The sequence below is a fragment of the Citrobacter sp. Cu231 genome (assembly GCF_030332265.1).
In the GTDB taxonomy this organism is placed as follows: Bacteria; Pseudomonadota; Gammaproteobacteria; order Enterobacterales; family Enterobacteriaceae; genus Citrobacter; species Citrobacter meridianamericanus.
Genome location: NZ_JAOWIE010000053.1, coordinates 93,006 through 113,958, shown reverse-complemented (window position 1 = coordinate 113,958; position 20,953 = coordinate 93,006). Strand labels below are relative to the sequence as shown.

General features: G+C 51.3%; 16 protein-coding genes. 8 read left to right on the top strand and 8 right to left on the bottom strand.

Annotated features, from left to right (window positions below; translation table 11 throughout):
- Positions 1 to 10: 10 nt before the first annotated feature.
- Positions 11 to 2,275 carry a hybrid sensor histidine kinase/response regulator gene (locus tag OGY15_RS23370; RefSeq protein WP_151218039.1) on the bottom strand — a complete coding sequence of 755 codons (2,265 nt, stop codon included), beginning with the start codon at positions 2,273 to 2,275 and terminating at the stop codon, positions 11 to 13.
- 114 nt (positions 2,276 to 2,389) lie between these two features.
- On the opposite strand from OGY15_RS23370, the gene OGY15_RS23365 reads away from it, so the two are divergent.
- The 3 genes from OGY15_RS23365 to OGY15_RS23355 are packed head-to-tail and all read left to right on the top strand — an operon-like array spanning position 2,390 to position 5,872.
- The gene (locus OGY15_RS23365; RefSeq protein WP_151218040.1) at positions 2,390 to 3,913 is read left to right on the top strand and encodes a sugar ABC transporter ATP-binding protein; all 1,524 of its coding nucleotides are present in this window, start codon (positions 2,390 to 2,392) and stop codon (positions 3,911 to 3,913) included.
- On the top strand, positions 3,906 to 4,901 hold the full coding sequence (locus OGY15_RS23360) for an ABC transporter permease subunit (RefSeq protein ID WP_286541314.1): 996 nt from the start codon (positions 3,906 to 3,908) through the stop codon (positions 4,899 to 4,901). The genes OGY15_RS23365 and OGY15_RS23360 overlap by 8 nt, the downstream gene beginning before the upstream one ends.
- Positions 4,902 to 4,930: 29 nt before the next feature.
- Positions 4,931 to 5,872, top strand: a complete 942-nt coding sequence (locus OGY15_RS23355; RefSeq protein WP_048213896.1) for an ABC transporter substrate-binding protein — start codon at positions 4,931 to 4,933, stop codon at positions 5,870 to 5,872.
- A 90-nt stretch (positions 5,873 to 5,962) separates the two neighbouring features.
- Here OGY15_RS23355 and OGY15_RS23350 read toward each other — a convergent pair whose 3' ends face one another.
- The 6 genes from OGY15_RS23350 to OGY15_RS23325 are packed head-to-tail and all read right to left on the bottom strand — an operon-like array spanning position 5,963 to position 13,863.
- Positions 5,963 to 7,360, bottom strand: a complete 1,398-nt coding sequence (locus OGY15_RS23350; protein ID WP_286541311.1) for a KPHS_23130 family T6SS system protein — start codon at positions 7,358 to 7,360, stop codon at positions 5,963 to 5,965.
- Positions 7,357 to 7,617 carry a PAAR domain-containing protein gene (locus tag OGY15_RS23345; RefSeq protein ID WP_040234038.1) on the bottom strand — a complete coding sequence of 87 codons (261 nt, stop codon included), beginning with the start codon at positions 7,615 to 7,617 and terminating at the stop codon, positions 7,357 to 7,359. Before OGY15_RS23345 ends, OGY15_RS23350 begins: the two co-directional genes overlap by 4 nt.
- 1 nt (position 7,618) lies before the next feature.
- Positions 7,619 to 8,398, bottom strand: coding sequence for a T6SS immunity protein Tli3 family protein (locus tag OGY15_RS23340; protein ID WP_286541308.1), 780 nt, complete (start codon positions 8,396 to 8,398; stop codon positions 7,619 to 7,621).
- Between the two features lie 46 nt (positions 8,399 to 8,444).
- Positions 8,445 to 9,224, bottom strand: coding sequence for a T6SS immunity protein Tli3 family protein (locus tag OGY15_RS23335; RefSeq protein WP_286541307.1), 780 nt, complete (start codon positions 9,222 to 9,224; stop codon positions 8,445 to 8,447).
- A gap of 9 nt (positions 9,225 to 9,233) precedes the next feature.
- A complete protein-coding gene (locus OGY15_RS23330) occupies positions 9,234 to 11,330 on the bottom strand; it encodes a T6SS effector phospholipase Tle3 domain-containing protein (RefSeq protein ID WP_210905465.1) in 2,097 nt (698 codons plus the stop codon).
- Positions 11,323 to 13,863, bottom strand: coding sequence for a type VI secretion system Vgr family protein (locus OGY15_RS23325; protein WP_286541303.1), 2,541 nt, complete (start codon positions 13,861 to 13,863; stop codon positions 11,323 to 11,325). Before OGY15_RS23325 ends, OGY15_RS23330 begins: the two co-directional genes overlap by 8 nt.
- 533 nt (positions 13,864 to 14,396) lie before the next feature.
- Here OGY15_RS23325 and OGY15_RS23320 point away from each other — a divergent pair.
- The 3 genes from OGY15_RS23320 to OGY15_RS23310 are packed head-to-tail and all read left to right on the top strand — an operon-like array spanning position 14,397 to position 16,959.
- The gene (locus tag OGY15_RS23320; RefSeq protein ID WP_187260071.1) at positions 14,397 to 15,080 is read left to right on the top strand and encodes a D-lyxose/D-mannose isomerase; all 684 of its coding nucleotides are present in this window, start codon (positions 14,397 to 14,399) and stop codon (positions 15,078 to 15,080) included.
- A gap of 14 nt (positions 15,081 to 15,094) precedes the next feature.
- Positions 15,095 to 15,955: a ketose 1,6-bisphosphate aldolase gene (locus tag OGY15_RS23315; RefSeq protein WP_151218044.1), complete on the top strand. Its 861-nt coding sequence runs from the start codon at positions 15,095 to 15,097 to the stop codon at positions 15,953 to 15,955.
- Positions 15,952 to 16,959 (top strand): carbohydrate kinase family protein, encoded by a 1,008-nt coding sequence (locus tag OGY15_RS23310; RefSeq protein ID WP_187253999.1) that lies wholly within the window; start codon positions 15,952 to 15,954, stop codon positions 16,957 to 16,959. The genes OGY15_RS23315 and OGY15_RS23310 overlap by 4 nt, the downstream gene beginning before the upstream one ends.
- 5 nt (positions 16,960 to 16,964) lie before the next feature.
- Here the strand turns inward: OGY15_RS23310 and OGY15_RS23305 are convergent, their stop codons facing one another.
- A complete protein-coding gene (locus OGY15_RS23305) occupies positions 16,965 to 17,696 on the bottom strand; it encodes a response regulator (protein WP_210905466.1) in 732 nt (243 codons plus the stop codon).
- A 287-nt stretch (positions 17,697 to 17,983) separates the two neighbouring features.
- Here OGY15_RS23305 and fdhF point away from each other — a divergent pair, with 287 nt between their 5' ends.
- Positions 17,984 to 20,131, top strand: a complete 2,148-nt coding sequence (fdhF, locus tag OGY15_RS23300; protein ID WP_151218047.1) for a formate dehydrogenase subunit alpha — start codon at positions 17,984 to 17,986, stop codon at positions 20,129 to 20,131.
- Between the two features lie 103 nt (positions 20,132 to 20,234).
- A complete protein-coding gene (gene yjcO, locus OGY15_RS23295; protein ID WP_151218048.1) occupies positions 20,235 to 20,924 on the top strand; it encodes a Sel1 family TPR-like repeat protein YjcO in 690 nt (229 codons plus the stop codon).
- Positions 20,925 to 20,953 lie beyond the last annotated feature (29 nt).

Here is a 20,953-nt window from a genome sequence, read left to right as displayed (position 1 = left end):
CGGAGGAATCTCAATTACGTGCGAGTCGCAGCGCCTGCGCCAGCTCTCCTCGGGTAAAAGGTTTACGCAGTAGCGCCACGTCAGGCAGCGCCGGGTTATGCGCCGGGCGTAAATCCTGACCGCTAATCAGCAGAATTGTTAGCTGAGGGTAGTGCTTCAGCGCATAGTTGACTACATCCACACCGCTTAACCCTCCAGGCAGCATTACGTCGCTGATAAAAATATCAATCTCGGATGAAGCCGCCAGCATATGCAGCGCCTGCTCGCCGTTGGCGGCTTCCAGCGTTAGATACCCCAGCAGATGCAACTGCTCACACAGCGTCTGGCGCACGTCGGCCTCATCTTCGAGCACCAGTACCAGCTTTTCACCGCAGTTCGCCGCATGTTCCGCTATCGGCTCTGCCTGAATCTGTACCGGCACAACGGCGCGGGGAAGCTGTAACCGGACCGTGGTTCCCTGCCCCGGCGCGCTCTCGATTTCCACCCGACCACCAGACTGGCGCACAAAACCGTAGACCATCGACAGGCCTAATCCGCTGCCGCTGCCGGTCTGTTTGGTGGTGAAAAACGGCTCGAAGACCTGAGCTTTCACCTCCTGTGACATCCCGCTTCCCTGATCGGCAACCTCCAGCATCACCATATCCTGCTTACGTCCGTCGCTGCGCGTGACCCGTTGATTCCAGGTACGGATTTTTATCGTACCCACCTGCCCGTCCATGGCATCACGGGCGTTCATCACCAGGTTGATAATGGCATTTTCCAGTTGGCTAACGTCAATCCAGGCGGGCCAGGCCGGAGACTGGGCCTCAATTTCCAGCGTCAGCATGGAGGGGAGCGAATGGCGCATCAGTTCGCCGAGATTTTCCAGCAAGGTTTTCAGCTCAACGGCATGCGGATGCAACGACTGTTTGCGCGAAAAGGCCAGCAGCCGCTGGGTCAGCAGCGCCCCGCGCTCGGCGGCTTTCAGCGCCCGATTGACCCGTGGCGCGTCGGGAGAATCCGGGTCCACCAAATCCAGGCTGCCAATAATGACCGCCAACAGGTTATTAAAATCATGGGCTAATCCGCCCGTCAGTTGCCCCACTGCCTTCAGTTTCTGGCTGTGCAATAGCGCTTCCTCCAGCCCCTGACGCTCGGTGCGGTCGATTTCCATCTGCGTGGTTTTTTCTTTCAGCAGCCGGGTAGTGTGTTCGAGCGACGCCGTATTGCGGGCAAAGACGCTAAAGGCGCGCGCCAGTTCACCCAGCTCATCGCGCCGTTGCAGGGCCGGGACGCTGACGTCTGATTCCCCATGCGCCAGCCGGGTCATCGCCCGCGAAATAGCCGTCAGGTTAGAACCGAGATTGCGGTAGATATACCACCCGGCAAAACCGGTGATCACCACCGCCAGCAGCGCAAATGACAAAATAAATAACGCGCCGGATTGCAGTTCCTGATGACTTTGCGCCACCCGCTGTTCGGAGATAGTCGCCACCTGCGAGACATACTGGTTGATATCGCTGTTGAGAATCGCCACCAGCGCTTTGATGTGGAACATATACCAGCTGATCGCCAGATCGCTCTGCTCCAGCGCGGACGAAAGCGGCCCCAGCTTATGCAGCTCCAGGTTGAAATCGCTGAGGATGTTGGTAATCAGAAGATTGCTGGTTTGCAGAGGCAGCGTGGGCATCACTTCGTCCAGTTGTTTGATCACCGAACGCGGCGTGGGGGTTTCAATGGCAGCCACAATTAAGCGGTCTATTTGTCCCAGCTGTACGTCATCCTGCGTGCCGATAAGCTTTTGCAGGTGACGTAAATAACTTTGATTCTGATACAGCGAACTGAGCAGCGCGTTACGTTCAAAGTGCCGCTGCTGTCCGCGCTGCAACATACCTTCCACGCTGCTTTGTAACTCCTGGCTGCGTTGGATAATTCGCTCGACCAGCACCGGCTCTTGCTGAGCCAGCGGCGCGGTGGCCAATTGTTCCAGCGACTGCTTCAGCGCCCGCTGCATCTCCTGCAGCCGCTCCGCTTCACCTTTGTATTCCAGCGCGCCGACCACTTGCGACAGTCGCACTGCCGCCGTCGCCACGTTTGCCGTATCGCGGGCCAGGTTCATGCTGCCGGTCATGTCGTCAACGGTTTGCTGCTGCACCTGTTCCTGGATCTGGCTGGCATGCTGAAACCCCAGCACCGCCACGCCGCTCACCATCAGCGTGACCGCCACCACCAGCAGATTAAAGAACAGCAATCGTCCACGCGCACTGGCGAAAAAGTGACGTCCCGGTTGCGGCATATCACGCTCCGTGAAGAAAAATCGCAATATGACAAATATGAACGGCTTCTGACATTTTGCATTTACATTCCTGTGATGGACTGCTGATATCGGCCACCCCACAGGAGATCCGCCATGAGCAGGACACCGGTTCTGGAGATGCGCAACATTGCCAAAGCGTTTGGCAAATTTTATGCGCTAAAAGGGGTCGATTTAACGGTTTGGCCCGGTGAGATTCATGCCCTGATGGGTGAGAACGGCGCAGGGAAAAGCACTCTGATGAAGATCCTTGCGGGCGCCTATACCGCCACCAGCGGGGAGATCCTGATTGACGGTCAGCCGTTCCACATTCGTGGGCCAAAAGATGCGCTTAGCGCAGGCATCACGCTGATTTACCAGGAGATGCAGCTCGCGCCAAACCTGACGGTGGCGGAAAATATCTTTCTTGGCAGCGAACTGTCGCGCGGCGGTCTGGTCCAGCGTAAAGAGATGGTGATACAGTCGCAGAAAGTCATCGACCGACTCGGCGCCCAGTTTAAGGCCAGCGATCGCGTGATGACGTTGACCATCGCCGAACAGCAGCAGGTAGAAATCGCTCGCGCCCTGCACCGTAACAGCCGCATTCTGGTGATGGATGAACCCACCGCCGCCCTCTCCTCACGTGAAACCCACCGCCTGTTTGAACTGATTATGCGCCTGCGCGATGAGGGGATGGCGATTATCTACATCAGCCACCGCATGGCGGAAGTGTACGAGCTCTCCGATCGCGTCAGCGTCCTGCGCGACGGGCAATACGTCGGCAGCCTGACCCGCGACAAACTCAACGCCTCGGAACTGGTGCGCATGATGGTAGGCCGTCCGTTAAGCGATCTGTTCAACAAAGAGCGCGATATTCCTTTAGGTAAAGCGCGCCTCAACGTCCACCACCTGACCGACGGCAATAAAGTCCAGCCGTGCAGCTTACTGGTACGCTCCGGGGAGATTGTCGGCCTTGCGGGTTTAGTCGGCGCCGGGCGTTCTGAACTGGCACAGTTGATTTTTGGCGTGCGTAAAGCCATCGGCGGCATGATTGAAGTGGACGGTGAACCGGTAGTGATCCACTCCCCGCGCGAGGCGATTGACCACGGCATCGGTTTTCTGACGGAAAACCGCAAAGAACAGGGACTCTTTCTGGAGCTGGCTGCGGCAGAGAACATCACCATGGCGACGCTGGAGCGCGACGCCACCTGGGGCATGCTCGATCGCAAAAAGGCGCAGGCAATTTCTGATGACGCCATCAAATTGCTCAATATTCGCGTCCCGCATGCGCAGGTCCGTGCGGGCGGGCTATCCGGCGGCAACCAGCAAAAGCTGTTGATTTCGCGCTGGGTCGCGATCGGCCCACGCATTTTGATCCTCGATGAACCGACGCGCGGTGTGGACGTCGGTGCCAAAAGCGAGATCTACCGGATCATGAATGATATGGCGCGCAAAGGCGTGGCGATCCTGATGATCTCCAGCGAACTGCCGGAAGTGGTCGGGATGAGCGATCGCGTGTATGTGATGCGTGAAGGCAGCATTGCCGGCGAGCTGAACGGACAAAGTATTACCCAGGAAAATATTATGACGCTGGCAACCGGCGTGAACGACTCCCATCATCAGGCGGTGTCCCATGAATAATCCAACCACTCCCCAGCAGGTGGCGAAATCCGCCTCCGCGAAAAAAATGCTGATGAGCGATCTGATGCAAACGGTCGGTATCTTGCCGATTCTTATCCTGATTGTGGCGGTATTTGGCTTTATCGCGCCAAACTTTTTTACCGAAAGCAACCTGCTGAATATTACCCGCCAGGCGTCGATCAACATCGTGCTGGCCGCTGGCATGACCTTCATTATTTTAACCGGTGGCATTGATCTTTCGGTTGGCTCCATTCTCGGCGCTACCGCAGTCGCGGCGATGGTGGTTTCGCTGATCCCGGAATTTGCCATGCTGTCAGTCCCTGCTGCGCTGCTGCTCGGCATGCTGCTGGGGTTGTTTAACGGGGCGCTGGTCGCTTTTGCTGGCCTGCCGCCGTTTATCGTCACGCTTGGAACCTATACCGCGCTGCGCGGTGCGGCCTACCTGCTGGCCGACGGCACGACGGTGATTAACTCCAACATCAGCTTTGAGTGGATCGGCAACAACTATCTTGGTCCGGTTCCATGGCTGGTAGTGATTGCGCTGGCGGTGGTGGTGGTGTGCTGGTTCATTCTTAGGCGCACCACACTCGGCGTTCATATCTATGCGGTTGGCGGCAATATGCAGGCCGCGCGCCTAACCGGGATTAAAGTGTGGCTGGTGCTGATGTTCGTCTACGGCATGAGCGGTTTGCTCTCGGGTCTTGGCGGGGTGATGAGCGCCTCGCGGCTGTACAGCGCCAACGGCAACTTAGGCATGGGCTACGAACTGGACGCCATCGCCGCGGTGATCCTCGGCGGCACCAGCTTTGTTGGCGGGATCGGCACCATCACTGGCACGCTGGTGGGGGCGCTGATTATCGCCACGCTGAATAACGGCATGACGCTGATGGGCGTCTCCTATTTCTGGCAATTGGTGATCAAAGGGGCGGTGATCATCATAGCGGTGCTGATCGACAAATACCGTACCCGACACCATCAAAGTGCATAACAACAACATCTTACTTCGAGGAATACAGCATGAGATTGAAGCCCTTAGTCACCGCGCTCTGTGCTGGCGCACTGCTTGCTAGCGCTCCGTTTGTACAGGCAAAAGAACTGAAATCCATCGGTGTTACGGTGGGCGATCTGGCCAACCCGTTCTTCGTGCAGATAACCAAAGGCGCGGAGCTGGAAGCACGCAAACTGGCCGGTGATAACGTTAAAGTGACGCTGGTTTCCAGCGGCTACGATCTGGGCCAGCAGGTGTCGCAAATCGACAACTTTATTGCCGCCAAAGTCGACATGATTATCCTGAACGCCGCCGACTCCAAAGGCATCGGCCCGGCGGTAAAACGCGCGAAAGACGCCGGGATTGTGGTGGTCGCCGTTGACGTGGCGGCGGAAGGCGCAGACGCCACCATCACCTCCGATAACACCCAGGCGGGAGAAATGGCCTGTAAATATATTACCGACCGTCTGAAAGGCAAAGGCAACGTGGTCATTATCAACGGGCCACCGGTATCTGCCGTCCAGAACCGTGTGGAAGGCTGCCAGACCGAGTTTAAACGCCACCCTGACATCAAGGTGCTGTCATATAACCAAAACGCCAAAGGCAGTCGCGAAGGCGGGCTGGAGATCATGACCGCGTTGCTGGCGGCGAATCCGAAGATCGACGGCGTATTCGCCATTAACGATCCCACGGCGATCGGTGCCGATCTGGCGGCAAAGCAGGCGCAACGTAGCGAATTCTTTATTGTCGGCGTAGACGGCAGCCCGGACGGCGAAGAAGCCCTGAAGCGCGAAAACTCACTATTTGTGGCGACGCCAGCACAAGATCCGCAGGTGATGGCTGCCAAAGCGGTCGAAATCGGTTATGACATATTACAGGGGAAACCCGCCCCGAAAGAACCCGTGCTGATCCCAGTGACGATGATCGATAAAAACAACGTCGGCAGTTATAAGGGTTGGACGGTGAAATAAGTGCTGGGCCGCCTGATACCTCTCCCTACGGTAAAGACAGTAAAAGAAATTGAAGAATAAGCGCCCGTCAGGGCGCTTTCCTCATAAAAACTAAGAATAGTAAATACCCATTTCCTGCTCAATTTTATTACTCACGAATATAGAAAAAAACAATACCGCTATAAAAATAACCAATATACCAACCACAAAAGGAACAATAGAATACCAGGGATGAATGTTGAAGGTTTCCTCTGACACTAAACAGAGATACCCAGTACACCATAAAATAATTGAGCATGCGGATATGATTTTCCAATAATTCGAGAAGTCTGCTATGTCAGGAGCAGGTTTACGCCCTGGATATTTAGCCGTGATTATCCCGGACTGAATAATGTCTGCAGATTTACTGGCGAATAATTGGTGTCCTTGTCCGTATTTTGCAGCATCCGCAGCCAACGCTAATACGACCCAGCGCTGAACCTCAGAGCTTTTCCCGGTGACGGTTTCCAACTCATATCTGCTATAAGGAAGAATGCCCGTTTTTGCATTTTCTATTGCGCCAGACATTACGAATTTTGACTGTTTATCCAGCGAGCTAAACCATAATCTTTTAATTTTATCAATTACCACTTGCTGAGCAGAGAGATATATATTCACTATTTCATCGAGATAATACGGCGTGCTGTCCATCATGCGTAATAAATATAATGGTGTATCTTTACTTTCAAGTAATCTGTCATCGGTGAAAACAAATGCGTTTGCACTTTCAAAAAAATCAGAATCATTTTCGCTGTGCAATTCAACTGTAACAATTAGATTATTTTCAAACATATTAAAACCAATCCAGTCGTTGATTAAATAATAATCAGGGCATTCATGGAGGATTTTTATTTCCCCAATTTTATCTTTGGGTACGCTCAAGCTTTCAAGCACCGCTTTAAAGCTATTACCTATAGAGTCATCTGCTCCCTTAACATATAGCCAGGTCTTAAAGGGTGAATATTGTCTAACAAGAGAGTTTTTGAGTGGCTCGATCAACTGCCTTAGTACTTTATCAACTCTGACATCATCCATAGAATCAACTTCAATAGCAATTCTTAACGGCGTTGCGGCGCCTGTAGGTGCCTCATCCTCTAGTTTTTGCATCTTTAGTGCCAGCTCTGATACAGGAAGAATTGATGAGTAATCTAAAAGAGGTAACGCCTGTCTGGCCCAATTTTGCCATCGGTTCATACCATATTTTTCAAGGAAACCCGCATAACAAAATGGAAAAGCTATATAACAGTAAACCATCCCTACAACGCACCAGATCACTAATACTAGTATCAACGGGGTTGATAATGTAATCGATATCAATTCATCAGTTACTTTTTCTCCCTGCTGCCAGTTTAATATACAGTATGTTATAAAAACCAAAAAAATAGCAAAGCTAATGGCCAGCATAGTAATCAGCGGAAATTTTCCTACATCCTGATACGGATTCTTGTTTGGTATCTTCCATTTATTCATTTGCTTGTCCCCGCCGTTGGCAGTGTGGTTTTTATTGCACAACCGCATGCAGCCCTACACCCATCCACAACAACGCCTCTACCGTCCATTGTCCAGGTTGGTTCAAAATCAAGTATGGGAAAGGTCCCTTTATGCGCAATACAAAAAACAGTATCCCCCATTAAAGCCACCGGAATTCCCATAAACTTGCTACCAGAAGCTTTGTTCACATACCCACCGTTTTCCAGCGGGTCATTTAGTCTGATTACACCTTTCATATTATTTCCCTGCATCCATATCGCAGTACATTCGGGTCCAGCCCTTATAGCCCACCACTTCTGGTTCTTTGTCCAGCAGGTTTTGATAGTTGGCCTTATAGCCCTCCGTTAAATGGGCTAAGGATGCTTTCATAAACACCACCGTTCCCCAGGCGCGCCCAGGAGATTCAGGCCTCATATGGGCGCTCACATACTCACCACTGGATTTATGTTTGCCAGGCCTGTAGAGATAATACGTATCATCGAAGTATTGATAATCTATACCCGGACCACCCGGCTTTAAACGCGGGTCGTCAAAAGGGTATGAACTCATATACAAATGATTTTTCGAGGTGGTAATAAATGCCTGATTATTGACCACCACTACTCTTTTGATTTCTTTTCCTTCCGGTCTGTCGACCATATTCCCATCTGAATTTATCTCCTGTCCCTGGAAGGGAGACATATACTTTGCTACATGCCATGTTTGCCCGTAGTCTTTAGATATCAGATAAGCCGTTGGCTCCCAGTTTGGGATAAGTATATATTTATCGGAAGGGTGAATATAGGTTCCGGAGAAAATTCTGAAGGAAGCAAAGCGACCATCAATCAACTCTTTATGGATATTTTTTGTAATATCATGATACCAGAGTGCCCCCTCACAATTATAGCCTTTTAATTCCAGATATCGATTATCATCATAACGATAAATGACCTGTGACGGTGTTTTTTTTGTACAGGCAGAGATAATACATAGTGAAATCACTCCAACAATTATTCTTACCGTATTTCCTTGTTTCATAATTTATCCTTAAATGTTAAGCGGTTTGGGCATATCCCATTGCAGATTATTTCCCTGCATCCATATCGCAGTACATCCGGGTCCAGCCCTTATAGCCCACCACTTCTGGTTCTTTGTCTGGCAGGTTTTGATAGTTGGCCTTATAACCCTCCGTTAAATGGGCCAGGGATGCTTTCATAAACACCACCGTTCCCCAGGCAGCACCTGGAAACTCAGGACTGGTATGACCGTCCACATACTCGCCACTGGACTTATGCTTGCCTGGCCTGTAGAGATAATACGTGTCATCAAAGTATTGATAATCTATACCCGGACCACCCGGCTTTAAACGCGGGTCGTCAAAAGGGTATGAACTCATATACAAATGATTTTTCGAGGTGGTAATAAATGCCTGATTATTGACCACCACCACTCTTTTGATTTCTTTTCCTTCCGGTCTGTCGACCATATTCCCATCTGAATTTATCTCCTGCCCCTGGAAGGGAGACATATAAGATGCTACCTGCCACGTTTGCCCGTAGTCTTTAGATATTTTATATGCCCCAGGTTCCCATCGCGGTATCAGAATATACTTATCTGATGGGTGAATATATACACCGGAAAAGATCTGATACGTTGAATACTCGCCATTTACTAATTCCTTATGTATATTCCTCTTGGTATCATGATACCAAAGCGCCCCTTCGCAATCGAAACCCTTTAGCTCCAGATACCGGTTATCATCGTAGCGATAAATTATCTGTGACGGCGTTTTTTTTGTACAGGCAGCGATAGCGCATAGCGAGAATGCTCCGATTATTATTTTTAACGCACTTCCCTTTTTCATAATTCATCCTTAAACGTTAAGTGGGTCTGGCATATCCCATTGCAGATTGGAAGTCTCGGTATTGTATATTTCATTATGTCTGGCAGGTTTAACCGTTGTTGAATGATAATATTCGTTAACCACACCAAATTGCCCTTTTGGTAAAATATCATTTGGCCTGTTCATGAAATCTTTCGAATGGTCTTTGTTCAACTTTCCAGTACTATAATAATCAACTGCTTCCTGAAAACCATTAAGCTTCATACGCCAGTCCCCACGGCGAAGTAGTTTTACCCAGAACTCACCATTTTCGTGATCAAATGCCCTGCATATCCCCACCGCCAGATCGAAGGCCATCGCTTTCGCGGGGGCATCTTTCGACATAACAATAGAGGAATGCTGGCTGTAACCAACCTGTTCTGATTGCAGCCATTCTCTTTGCAGCTCATCCGGCGTTTTCTCATAAATAAGCTGCACGGTCTTATTGTATCCCCCGCCCAGGACAACGCCTTTGGTATAAGGCTTAGCATATTTTTTGGCGAACATCGTGAGTTCTGCGGGCGTTAATTCCTGCCCCGGCTGTAAATAATCGAAACCTGCACCACTGAGATTTTTGAAATCTGTCTCAGTGCGCGCAATAACCGTGGCTTTTGCCGAAAATGAGATGTCCTGATCGGGTGAACCCGGCGCTATCGAATATTTATACTGACTTCCCGCGCCCTGTAACTGGTGTCTGAAGGTGACGGGGAGCTGCTCACCATTCACAACCACATCCGCAAACGTATATTGTCTGGTCGCCAGCGTATCCTGATCAAAACAATCCTTTTTTAACGCCGGCATTTCAAAAGGCACGCTCAGTGGGCTGCCGCCTATTTCCGGACCATTTTCGCAGAAAACTCGCTGGCGCAGATTGTCTATGCCGCTGGCAATGTCATGAGGGACTCCCCGCCAGCCCAACCCCTGGACGTTAAGTAATGAAACCACACTGTCATTAGGGCAAAAATAGTTATATACCTTGCCAAAGTTATTACGGGTATAAAGTTTATTCTTGCGCCATTGAGAATTGGTTTTACTCAGACAAATTGCGCCTTCTAATTCATCAATCTCGGCCTGCGTGTGATATTCCCCCTTGCCATATCTGGCGTTTGTCGCCATCAAATGACAGAAATTTTTAAACGTCTGCTGGCGGGCACGATCCGTCTGGTGATGTCCTGGCGTCATCCCTTCAGCAGCCGTTTTTTCCAGGGCGTAGGGAGAATGGTTAAGTATCACGCAGTCAGCGGGTTTCTCATTAGCCTGCATGACCAGCATATTGGCCAACATAGTGATAATAGTACCCTGTGAATGTGCAACAATATTAATTGGGTCTCGTTTTATTGCCGGTTCTCTTCGAATCATCAGAATTAAATCGGCCAGCCGCTGCGCGGCAAAAAACTGATAAATTCGGTGCGGGTTATCATAAATTGGGTGCGTAAAATCCCCGGAATTCAGATGAAATGAAACAAATCCTGCCGCAGCGTTCGCTTTGCCGCCGGAGCCAGGGCCTAGCATATCCGGAATAGTGGTTGTCGCATTGGCAAAGGTCCCCCCGCCTTTGGCGTACACATCGTCCAGCACGTTGCCGAAATTATCATTCTGAAATTTCAACGTGGTTTGAGGAATGTGTCCTAACTTTACCAGCGTTGCGTTGTCATCTTCCTGATAGGCGTTGTAAGGCAGTTTTGCGGCGTCTCCTGATTTAGCCCGCTCATCGCGATAACGCCGCTGATCGTCAATATACGTTGCATGGTCAACAGGTTTATATCCCCAGTAAAATGGGATCACCGGGCTGCGCCCGGGCATTTTCACCTGCTGCTGCTCGCCATCGCCCATATCCATTTTGTACTGATGCCATTCATGCGGATACATATCCGTGCGGCCCATACGTTCATTCAGGCCGGCAATGAGCCCCTGCTCCTGATTTTGATATGCCTCGCCCACATCGTTGACGCCATGAACAAGGATCACAATGCAGGGCATAGGGTTTTTAACCGCCACTTCGCAGACGGCCATTTTTCCACCGGTGGATTTAGGCACGCCTTGTACACCTGTCGCCACGACTCGCGGATTAAAGGGACTATTACTCATTTGGCAAAATCTCCATTTTCATTTCATCCATTTCCGTCATATCCAGTAACGGCGTCATACCCTCATCGTCGGTAACACCTTCAATGATTTCACCGGAGGCCTTAGTCAGTCTGAATTTTGTCTTTTTCAGAACATCGTCCGTATTTCCATAACCATGTAATTTAATGCGGCGGTGAAACTGGTCTTCCTGAAAAACGGGGGATTTATCTTTAACAGATTCCGGCCCGCTCCAGTCAAGCGTGGTGCCTTTCAACTGCACTTTGGCGGGAGAGAATATTTTTACTGAGCCATCTTCATTTATTCGAATGCCGCCCCCGCCACACAGCAACTGAATATTCTTTTTGGCGCTGATGGTCACATTGCCGCTCATACTTTGAATATGGAAATGCTTATCGGAAAGCAGGCCCATTTCGCCGCGCTGCGCCTGGACGGAAATATCATCTTTTGCGGCGATAATTTTGATCCCGATAGCTCTGCTGAAAAGCGATAAACCCTGCCCGACTGCCATGGAGAGTTTCTTAAAAACGTTAAAACTGCCGTTGTTGGCCGCGTTCAGCGACAGATCTTTGTTTGCCGACAGCGCCATGGTTTCCGGTGTGAGCAGAGCCATACCGTGATCGGCATAGGCCACCAGCCCCGAGCGGGTGAGCTGTTGAAGCGAAGCGTTAAGCTGCTGCTGTTGCTCCATCTCAACGTTTAACGCTTGCGCCGTCAGGGCGCTTTGCTGAAGAGAAGTTGCCAGCACAAGGGCTGCCTGTAGCTGTTGAACAACTTCGTTCATGTCGAGCTGCTGGCCCTGGGCTTTTGGCTGCGCCTCTGTCGTCAGCAATATTCCCTTTGCAGCCCTCAAAACTGCCCGATCATCGGTGCGCAGTTCTGCGCCTTCACCGCGCGGCTTACCACCTGCATCAACAAGATGGCCCATGTTCAGCTGCGTTTTAGCGTACTCGGTACTCAGCTTGACGTGTTCCTGCCCGCGCCGGTCTTCCATCCGCAGCTTATTGAGACCCGCAGTGCGGATGACATTGCGGGTATTATTGCGGCTGGTGACGGGGTCCGGCTTTGGCGCATGATGCAGGGCATGAGCAATGAAAGGTCTTTCCGGATCGCCACCTTCAAACGCAATGGCGACCTCCGCACCCTGAATGAGTGGAAAGTGATGACCATAAGTATCGCCGGCATAAACTCGCGCCAGACGAACTGGCATACTTTCATAGCCCTGCCTATGTTGGTCGAGGTCAAAATCAAACTTCACCCAATAGCGCCCCTGCAGATCGATGTGGGCATATTGGTCATTGTCTATTCGGGATGAAACAATTGCCGGAACCGTACCCGCGATACGCGGTCTGGGTAGCGGCTGGGGTCGAAAGCAAACGCGCTCATTGTAAGGAATACCGAAAAGTTGGGATTGCAGGGCTGCATCACGCCTGCCCGTCACTCGCATTGCCGTTACCACAAAGCCCGAAGTGAACGCCTGCGGAATGGTACCGTCGATTTTAAGCACCATACCTGGCACGATCGACGGACTGGTGGTCACGCCGCTTAAAACGGACTGATTATTAAGAATAATTTCGTGATGCAGTTTGGCGTAGAACCAGCTTGATTCGCCCGGTTGTTCCTCCGCAAATTTCGATCCCGGCTGGTGATGAATATCCGCGTAACGATAATCCACTCCATACGTCGTCGACGTTTGTTCAGCTCCCTCGGCATCAGCATTGAGTATTAACGAATTGGCAAGCCGGTAGTCAAAGTTCTTTGCTTTAACGGCTGCGGAAACAACGTTGTGCTTTGAGACCAGCTTATCGATCGCGTAATCATTGGCTGTCAGACCCGCATGTGATGCATGCATAATCTTTTGATCGAAGATGTACCGGCTTTGTGAGTCACTGAAGATAAGCACCATAATGTGCGGAACGGCATGATGATTTTCAATTCTGAACCAGATCCCAACTTCCGACAGGATGCGGCTGATAAACGCTAAATCTGATTCCTGCCACTGGACGATCATTTCCCGGTCAGGATAGGTACAAATAAGCTCATCAAAGTCGAACTCATAATCGGCAAAAAGATGCTCTTTGAGGATCTTCGTGACCAGTTTAGGAACGCTTGTATTCAAATAAATGGCCGAACGCTTTCGTCGCGAGAGTAATGCAAGCTTATGCTCCAGCTTGATTTCGTAAAGTGATTCATCCGCTGAGGTACTAATAAGTGAACATGATGTGATCATCCCTTCTATTTGCCGCTCATTGATCCACATAGCAGAACCCTGGATATATTTACTCCATCTATTATTAGGGGCTCTTATTTGTAACGAGGCTTCAATATTAAGAAGAGATTCAGGAGGGATATCTTTAAGCTTAGAGGTAAATGTGATTTTATAACTGTATGGTTTACTTAGATTTTCATTTCCATCGATTGATTCAACATCAAGCACACCTAAACTGACAGTCCCCCTGAGGGTTAATAAGTATTTATTTATACTATCATCTGAAACTATACCTTCAAGATTATAGAAACCAGAACCTTTTTTCATTATCGCATCCCTTGCAGAAAGGCAGTAATACATAAAGAATAAAGTTCATTCAGCATACCAACAATACTAATAAAAAGGCTATTTTTATCTTAAAATAAAACAAACTGTTATTATTAATAACAACAATATAATTATGATATATATATCAAATTAAATTACGAGGTTTTATATTCAATGGCAGCCAGTTTTAATAAGATTATTTATATTATGTATCATTCGTTTTCATCCTGAGGTAACATGCCAACGCGCATATCCCAATAGTTCCAGAAAACTGAGATGCGAATAAAAAAGCGAACACATTAACTCAATGATTTACAATAACATTTATAAAAACATTCTTTTTATTTATCATTTTATTGAATGAATCACATCACCCCATAAAAAAACACAATAAAATATAACCATTCCCTGTTCTGCTGTGAGGGAGAGGTAACCGGATGGTATCCCATTTCCATGGGAAAGCTTTTGATTTTCTCCCTCTTCCTTTGAGAGAGGGCCGCATAAAGGTCATCTTATCAGCCACAGGAGAATCAATGAAACGCTCTGCAATAAACGAGATCCTTGGGCACACGCGCCAGTTTTTTTCTCTGCACGACGTGCACCTGCCTCCTTTCGCCAGTTTCCCGCCCACCCAATGGCGCCAGCTCGACGCCAGTGCCTGGAGCGAAGTTTTCGACCTCAAGCTCGGTTGGGATGTCACCGCATTCGGCGGCAACAATTTCGCCGCACAAGGGTTAACGCTGTTCACCCTGCGTAACGGCTCGCCGAAAGGTATGCCTTACGAGAAATGCTACGCCGAGAAAATCATGCACGTTCGCGATGCGCAGGTCACGCCGATGCATTTTCACTGGCGCAAACGTGAAGACATTATCAATCGCGGCGGCGGTAATCTCATTGTAGAACTGTGGAATGCAGGGATCCGCGAGCAAACGGAAGACAGCGACGTTAGCGTGGTGATTGACGGTTGTCGACAAACGCATGCCGCAGGCAGTCAACTGCGCCTGACGCCGGGTGAAAGCATCTGCCTGCCGCCAGGCCTGTATCACAGCTTCTGGGCGGAAGAAGGTTTTGGTGACGTGCTGGTTGGCGAGGTCTCTTCTGTTAATGACGACGACCACGACAACCATTTTCTGCAACCGATTTCCCGCTACAACGACATTGAAGAAGACGAACCGGCGCTGCTGGTGCTGTGTAACGAATATCGCCTGTTCCGCTAACCAAGGAGCACATTATGCCGTTGATCTCACTCGCTGATGGCCTTGCCCATGCTCGCGAACACCGCTATGCCTTAGGGGCGTTTAACGTTCTGGATTCACATTTCCTGCGCGCGTTGTTTGCCGCGGCAAAGCAGGAACGTTCGCCATTTATTATCAACATTGCCGAGGTGCATTTTAAATATATCTCGCTGGATTCTCTGGTCGAAGCGGTCAAGTTCGAAGCCGCCAGACATGACATTCCTGTAGTGCTGAATCTTGACCACGGCCTGCACTTTGAGTCGGTGGTGCGAGCGTTACGCTTAGGTTTCAGCTCAGTGATGTTCGATGGCTCCACGCTGGAGTACGAAGAAAATATCCGTCAGACCCGCGAAGTGGTGAAGATGTGCCACGCCGTCGGCGTGTCGGTGGAAGCTGAGTTGGGCGCAGTCGGTGGTGATGAAGGCGGTGCGCTGTACGGTCATGCCGACGAATCACTGTTTACCGATCCGATGCTGGCGCGTGATTTCGTCGACAGAACCGGAATTGACGCGCTGGCTGTCGCCATTGGTAATGCGCACGGCAAATATAAAGGCGAACCCAAACTCGACTTCCCGCGTCTGGACACTATCCGCCAGCAGGCGGCGATCCCGTTGGTGCTGCACGGCGGTTCCGGCATCAGCGACGACGATTTCAAGCGCGCGATTGAACTCGGCATTCACAAAATCAACTTCTATACCGGCATGTCACAAGCGGCGCTGTCGGCAGTGGAGACGCGGATGGCGAATCGTCAGCCCTTGTACGACGAATTCGCCGAACTGCTGCTCGGCATTGAGGAAGCCATTACCGATACCGTTTCAGAACAGATGCGCATTTTTGGCAGCGCAGGACGGGTCTGATGGAACGCAAAGGCGTTATCGCCGCAGGCAACATGCTGGTCGATCATGTGCATCAAATTGTGCAGTGGCCGGAACGCGGCTGGCTGGCGGAGATCACCCGTAGCGAACGCGCCACCGGTGGTGCGCCGCTGAACGTACTACTGACGCTGGCAAAAATGCACGCCGGACTGCCGCTGCAGGCGGTGGGGTTAATCGGGCAGGACAGCGACGGCGACTACATTATGGCGATGCTGGAGCAGTATCACGTTAATCACCAACACGTGCAGCGCACGACATTCGCGCCCACGTCAATGTCGCAGGTGATGACCGATCCGAGCGGTCAGCGCACCTTTTTTCATTCTCCCGGCGCGAATCGCCTGCTGGATCTGCCCGCTTTTGAGCAACTGGATACCTCGATGAAAATCTTCCATCTTGGCTATCTGCTGCTGCTCGACAGCCTGGACATGCCAGATGAAGAGTACGGCACACGTAGCGCTCGGCTGCTGGCGCAAATGCGCGATAACGGTTTCGAAACATCGCTGGATTTGGTCTCACGCAAGGGCGACCCGCGCTACCAGCCGCTGGTGATGCCCGCCCTGCGCCATCTCGATTATCTGGTGATTAACGAGCTGGAAGCCGGAGAGTTCAGCGGGCTGGAGATCCGCCAGCCCAACGGCGAGCTGCATATCCCACATATCGCTACCGCCGCGCGCGAACTGCTGAATGCGGGCGTACGCCAGCGGGTGGTGATCCACTGTCCGGAAGGTGCCTGGGGTGAAGCGCCGGATCGGGCAGGCGTCTGGATCCCGTCACAGTATCTGGCGCAGGAGGAGATTGTCGGCAGCGTGGGGGCGGGAGATGCGTTTTGCGCCGGATTTTTGTATGGCTGTCATGAACGTTGGTCACTGGAAGAGAGCATCCGGCTAGCGCACGCCTGCGCGCGAGCCAGTTTGTTGTGTGCCAATGCGATAGACGGCGCAAAAACGCTGACAGAGTTAAAGGCCGCAATGACTGATGCCGGATAAGGCGTTTACGCCGCCTTGTCGTGATGCTGCACGTCGGCGGCGAATACATAGCCCAGCCCGCGCAGGGTTTTGATCAGCATCGGCTGATGCGGGTTGTTCTCTATTTTTCGCCGCAGCCGCATGATTAACACGTCAATAGTACGGTCAAACACTTCAACACTGTCGCTACGCGTCAGTTCCAGCAATTGCTCACGACTAAGCACCCGACGGGCATTTTGCGCCAGCGCCAACAGCAGACTGTATTCACCCTGCGTCAGGTCCACCTTCAATTGCTGAGGATTACGAAGCTGGCAGCCCGCGGTATCAAGATGCCAGCCGTTAAAAGAAAGACCCGAGGTTTGTGGAGTGCCGCTTTCAGCCGTTAGCACGCCCACGCGTCTGAGCACCGCCTTCACCCGCGCCACCAGCACCCGGGCATTGAACGGTTTACCAATGTAATCGTCAGCGCCCATTTCCAGCCCGACCACCACATCCGATTCACTACCAAGCCCGGTCAGCATCACCACCGGCAGTCCGGGTCTCATTTTTTGCACCTGCTGCAGCACCATCAGGCCGTTGATGTCGGGCAACATCATATCCAGCAATACCAGCGCGATCTCCGGCTGAGTCTCAATGCAGCGCAGCGCCTCCTGCCCGGTATGACAAGCAGTCACCGCAAAGACGTGTTCGCTCAGCACATCCTGCAAAAGCGAACAGACCGCAACGTCATCATCCACAACCAGTATGGCTGGCTTCATTATCTTTCCCCATTTCTGGCCAACTTAAATGAGTGTGATTGATTCTGCCCAGAGTGACAGCGATAAGGCACAAGGATGTGTAGGAAACATAACCTCGGTCACACTGCCGGGGCGTCACGTATTGGAGATTCGACACGTCAAATATGACGACAGCCTGTTTTTCGTCAGGGTTTTGACCAAAAATCACCCGTAATATCAGGGAATGCCCACAATAAAAAAGTGGCATAGAAGATGCATACTAAGGGCGACAGCGCGTATGCGCGATTTGATTAACTGGAGCGAGACCGATGAAAAAAGTCGTCACGGTTTGCCCATATTGCGCATCAGGTTGCAAAATCAACCTGGTGGTCGATAACGGCAAAATCGTCCGGGCTGAAGCGGCGCAGGGGAAAACCAACCAGGGTACCCTGTGTCTTAAGGGCTACTATGGCTGGGATTTTATCAATGATACCCAGATCCTGACCCCTCGCCTGAAAACCCCAATGATCCGTCGCCAGCGTGGCGGCAAACTGGAATCTGTTTCCTGGGATGAAGCCCTTGATTACGTCGCCACTCGTCTGAGCGCCATCAAAGCGAAGTATGGCCCGGACGCTATTCAGACGACCGGTTCATCTCGCGGTACAGGTAACGAAACCAACTATGTAATGCAAAAATTCGCGCGCGCCGTTATTGGTACCAATAACGTCGACTGCTGCGCTCGCGTCTGACACGGCCCATCGGTTGCAGGTCTGCACCAATCGGTCGGTAACGGCGCAATGAGTAATGCTATCAATGAAATTGATAACACAGATTTAGTGTTCATCTTCGGGTATAACCCGGCGGATTCCCACCCGATCGTGGCGAATCACGTGATTAACGCTAAACGTAACGGGGCGAAAATCATCGTCTGCGATCCGCGCAAAATTGAAACCGCGCGTATTGCCGACATGCACATCGCGTTGAAAAACGGCTCGAACATCGCGCTGCTCAACGCTATGGGTCATGTCATCATCGAAGAAAAACTGTACGACCAGGCGTTTGTCGCTTCCCGTACAGAAGGCTTCGAAGAGTACAGCAAAATTGTCGAAGGCTACACGCCGGAGTCCGTCGAAGATATCACTGGCGTTAGCGCGCAGGATATTCGTCAGGCTGCACGTATGTATGCCACGGCGAAAAGCGCGGCCATCCTATGGGGCATGGGTGTCACCCAGTTCTATCAGGGCGTGGAAACCGTGCGTTCACTGACTAGCCTCGCCATGCTGACCGGCAACCTCGGTAAGCCAAGCGTGGGCGTTAACCCAGTTCGTGGCCAGAACAACGTTCAGGGCGCATGCGATATGGGCGCGCTACCGGATACCTATCCGGGCTATCAGTACGTTAAGTTCCCGGAAAACCGCGAGAAGTTCGCTAAAGCCTGGGGCGTGGAAAGTCTGCCTGCACACACTGGCTATCGCATCAGCGAACTGCCGCACCGTGCGGCGCATGGCGAAGTCCGTGCAGCGTACATCATGGGTGAAGATCCATTACAGACCGATGCTGAACTCTCCGCAGTACGCAAAGGCTTTGAGGATCTGGAACTGGTCATCGTGCAGGATATCTTCATGACCAAAACCGCCGCTGCCGCAGACGTTATTTTACCGTCTACGTCATGGGGCGAGCATGAAGGCGTCTTCTCAGCGGCTGACCGTGGCTTCCAGCGCTTCTTTAAAGCCGTTGAGCCTAAGTGGGATCTGAAAACGGACTGGCAGATTATCAGTGAAATCGCCACCCGTATGGGCTACCCGATGCACTACAACAACACCCAGGAAATCTGGGATGAGTTGCGTCATCTGTGCCCGGATTTCTACGGTGCAACGTATGAGAAAATGGGTGAACTGGGTTATATCCAGTGGCCTTGTCGCGACACCTCTGATGCCGACCAGGGGACGTCTTACCTCTTTAAAGAGAAGTTCGACACCCCGAACGGCCTGGCGCAGTTCTTCACCTGCGACTGGGTAGCGCCAATCGACAAACTCACCCCAGAGTACCCAATGGTACTGTCTACGGTACGTGAAGTCGGCCACTACTCTTGTCGTTCGATGACCGGTAACTGTGCGGCGCTGGCCGCGCTGGCGGATGAGCCGGGTTATGCCCAGATCAATACTGCCGACGCAGAACGCCTGGGCATTCAGGACGAAGATTTGGTGTGGGTTAACTCACGTAAAGGTAGGGTCATTACCCGTGCGGCGGTCAGCGATCGTCCGAACAAAGGCGCGATTTACATGACCTACCAATGGTGGATTGGGGCATGTAATGAGCTGGTAACCGAGAATTTAAGCCCGATTACCAAAACGCCGGAGTACAAGTACTGTGCCGTTAACGTTGAACGCATTACCGATCAGCGCGCCGCCGAACAGTATGTGATTGATGAGTACACCAAGCTGAAAGCCAGCCTGCGCGAAAGCGCGATGGGTTAGTCCGTTTACGTACCTGTTCTACAACAGCCTCCGCCCGGAGGCTGTTTTTTTATCCATACGATCTCTTTATACTGTTCATTCCGTACCCTAAATAAAACTCAAAATGAAACAACTCATTGCATTGATGTTCTTTATGACATTCTTTGCCCATGCCAGTGATACTGAGCCAGGAAGCCAGTACTTACAGGCCGCTGAGGCAGGGGACCGTCGCGCACAGTATTTTCTTGCCGATACCTGGTTCAGTTCGGGCGATTTGAGCAAAGCCGAGTATTGGGCGCAAAAAGCCGCAGACAATGGCGATGCCGACGCCTGCGCGCTACTGGCGCAAATCAAAATTACGAATCCGGTCAGTCTGGATTACCCCCAGGCCAAAACGCTGGCGGAAAAGGCAGCCAAAGCGGGCAGTAAAGCAGGTGAACTCACCCTGGCGCGGATTCTGGTCAACACCCAGGCAGGCCGCACCGATTACCCCAAAGCCATCACTTTGCTGCAAAACGCCTCTGAAGATCTGGAAAATGACTCCGCCGTCGACGCGCAAATGCTGCTCGGGCTGATTTACGCCAATGGCGTGGGGATCCCCGCAGACGATGAAAAAGCGACGTGGTATTTCAAACGCAGCTCCGCCATCTCCCGCACCGGTTATTCAGAGTACTGGGCCGGAATGATGTTTTTAAACGGCGAGCAGGGTTTTATCGTGAAGAATAAACAGAAAGCGCTGCACTGGCTGAATCTGAGCTGTATGGAAGGATTTGATACCGGCTGTGAAGAGTTTGAAAAGCTGACCAATGGTTGATGCTGGTTGCCGGATGGCGCTACGCTTAT

Excerpts from the sequence above, each read along its gene's own strand:
- OGY15_RS23335 (WP_286541307.1), bottom strand. The coding sequence starts at position 9,224 with ATGAAAAAGGGAAGTGCGTTAAAAATAATAATCGGAGCATTCTCGCTA.
- OGY15_RS23330 (WP_210905465.1), bottom strand. The coding sequence starts at position 11,330 with ATGAGTAATAGTCCCTTTAATCCGCGAGTCGTGGCGACAGGTGTACAA.
- OGY15_RS23360 (WP_286541314.1), top strand. The coding sequence starts at position 3,906 with ATGAATAATCCAACCACTCCCCAGCAGGTGGCGAAATCCGCCTCCGCG.
- OGY15_RS23320 (WP_187260071.1), top strand. The coding sequence starts at position 14,397 with ATGAAACGCTCTGCAATAAACGAGATCCTTGGGCACACGCGCCAGTTT.
- OGY15_RS23340 (WP_286541308.1), bottom strand. The coding sequence starts at position 8,398 with ATGAAACAAGGAAATACGGTAAGAATAATTGTTGGAGTGATTTCACTA.
- OGY15_RS23365 (WP_151218040.1), top strand. The coding sequence starts at position 2,390 with ATGAGCAGGACACCGGTTCTGGAGATGCGCAACATTGCCAAAGCGTTT.
- yjcO (WP_151218048.1), top strand. The coding sequence starts at position 20,235 with ATGAAACAACTCATTGCATTGATGTTCTTTATGACATTCTTTGCCCAT.
- OGY15_RS23370 (WP_151218039.1), bottom strand. The coding sequence starts at position 2,275 with ATGCCGCAACCGGGACGTCACTTTTTCGCCAGTGCGCGTGGACGATTG.
- OGY15_RS23345 (WP_040234038.1), bottom strand. The coding sequence starts at position 7,617 with ATGAAAGGTGTAATCAGACTAAATGACCCGCTGGAAAACGGTGGGTAT.
- OGY15_RS23305 (WP_210905466.1), bottom strand. The coding sequence starts at position 17,696 with ATGAAGCCAGCCATACTGGTTGTGGATGATGACGTTGCGGTCTGTTCG.
- OGY15_RS23350 (WP_286541311.1), bottom strand. The coding sequence starts at position 7,360 with ATGAATAAATGGAAGATACCAAACAAGAATCCGTATCAGGATGTAGGA.
- OGY15_RS23355 (WP_048213896.1), top strand. The coding sequence starts at position 4,931 with ATGAGATTGAAGCCCTTAGTCACCGCGCTCTGTGCTGGCGCACTGCTT.
- OGY15_RS23325 (WP_286541303.1), bottom strand. The coding sequence starts at position 13,863 with ATGAAAAAAGGTTCTGGTTTCTATAATCTTGAAGGTATAGTTTCAGAT.
- OGY15_RS23315 (WP_151218044.1), top strand. The coding sequence starts at position 15,095 with ATGCCGTTGATCTCACTCGCTGATGGCCTTGCCCATGCTCGCGAACAC.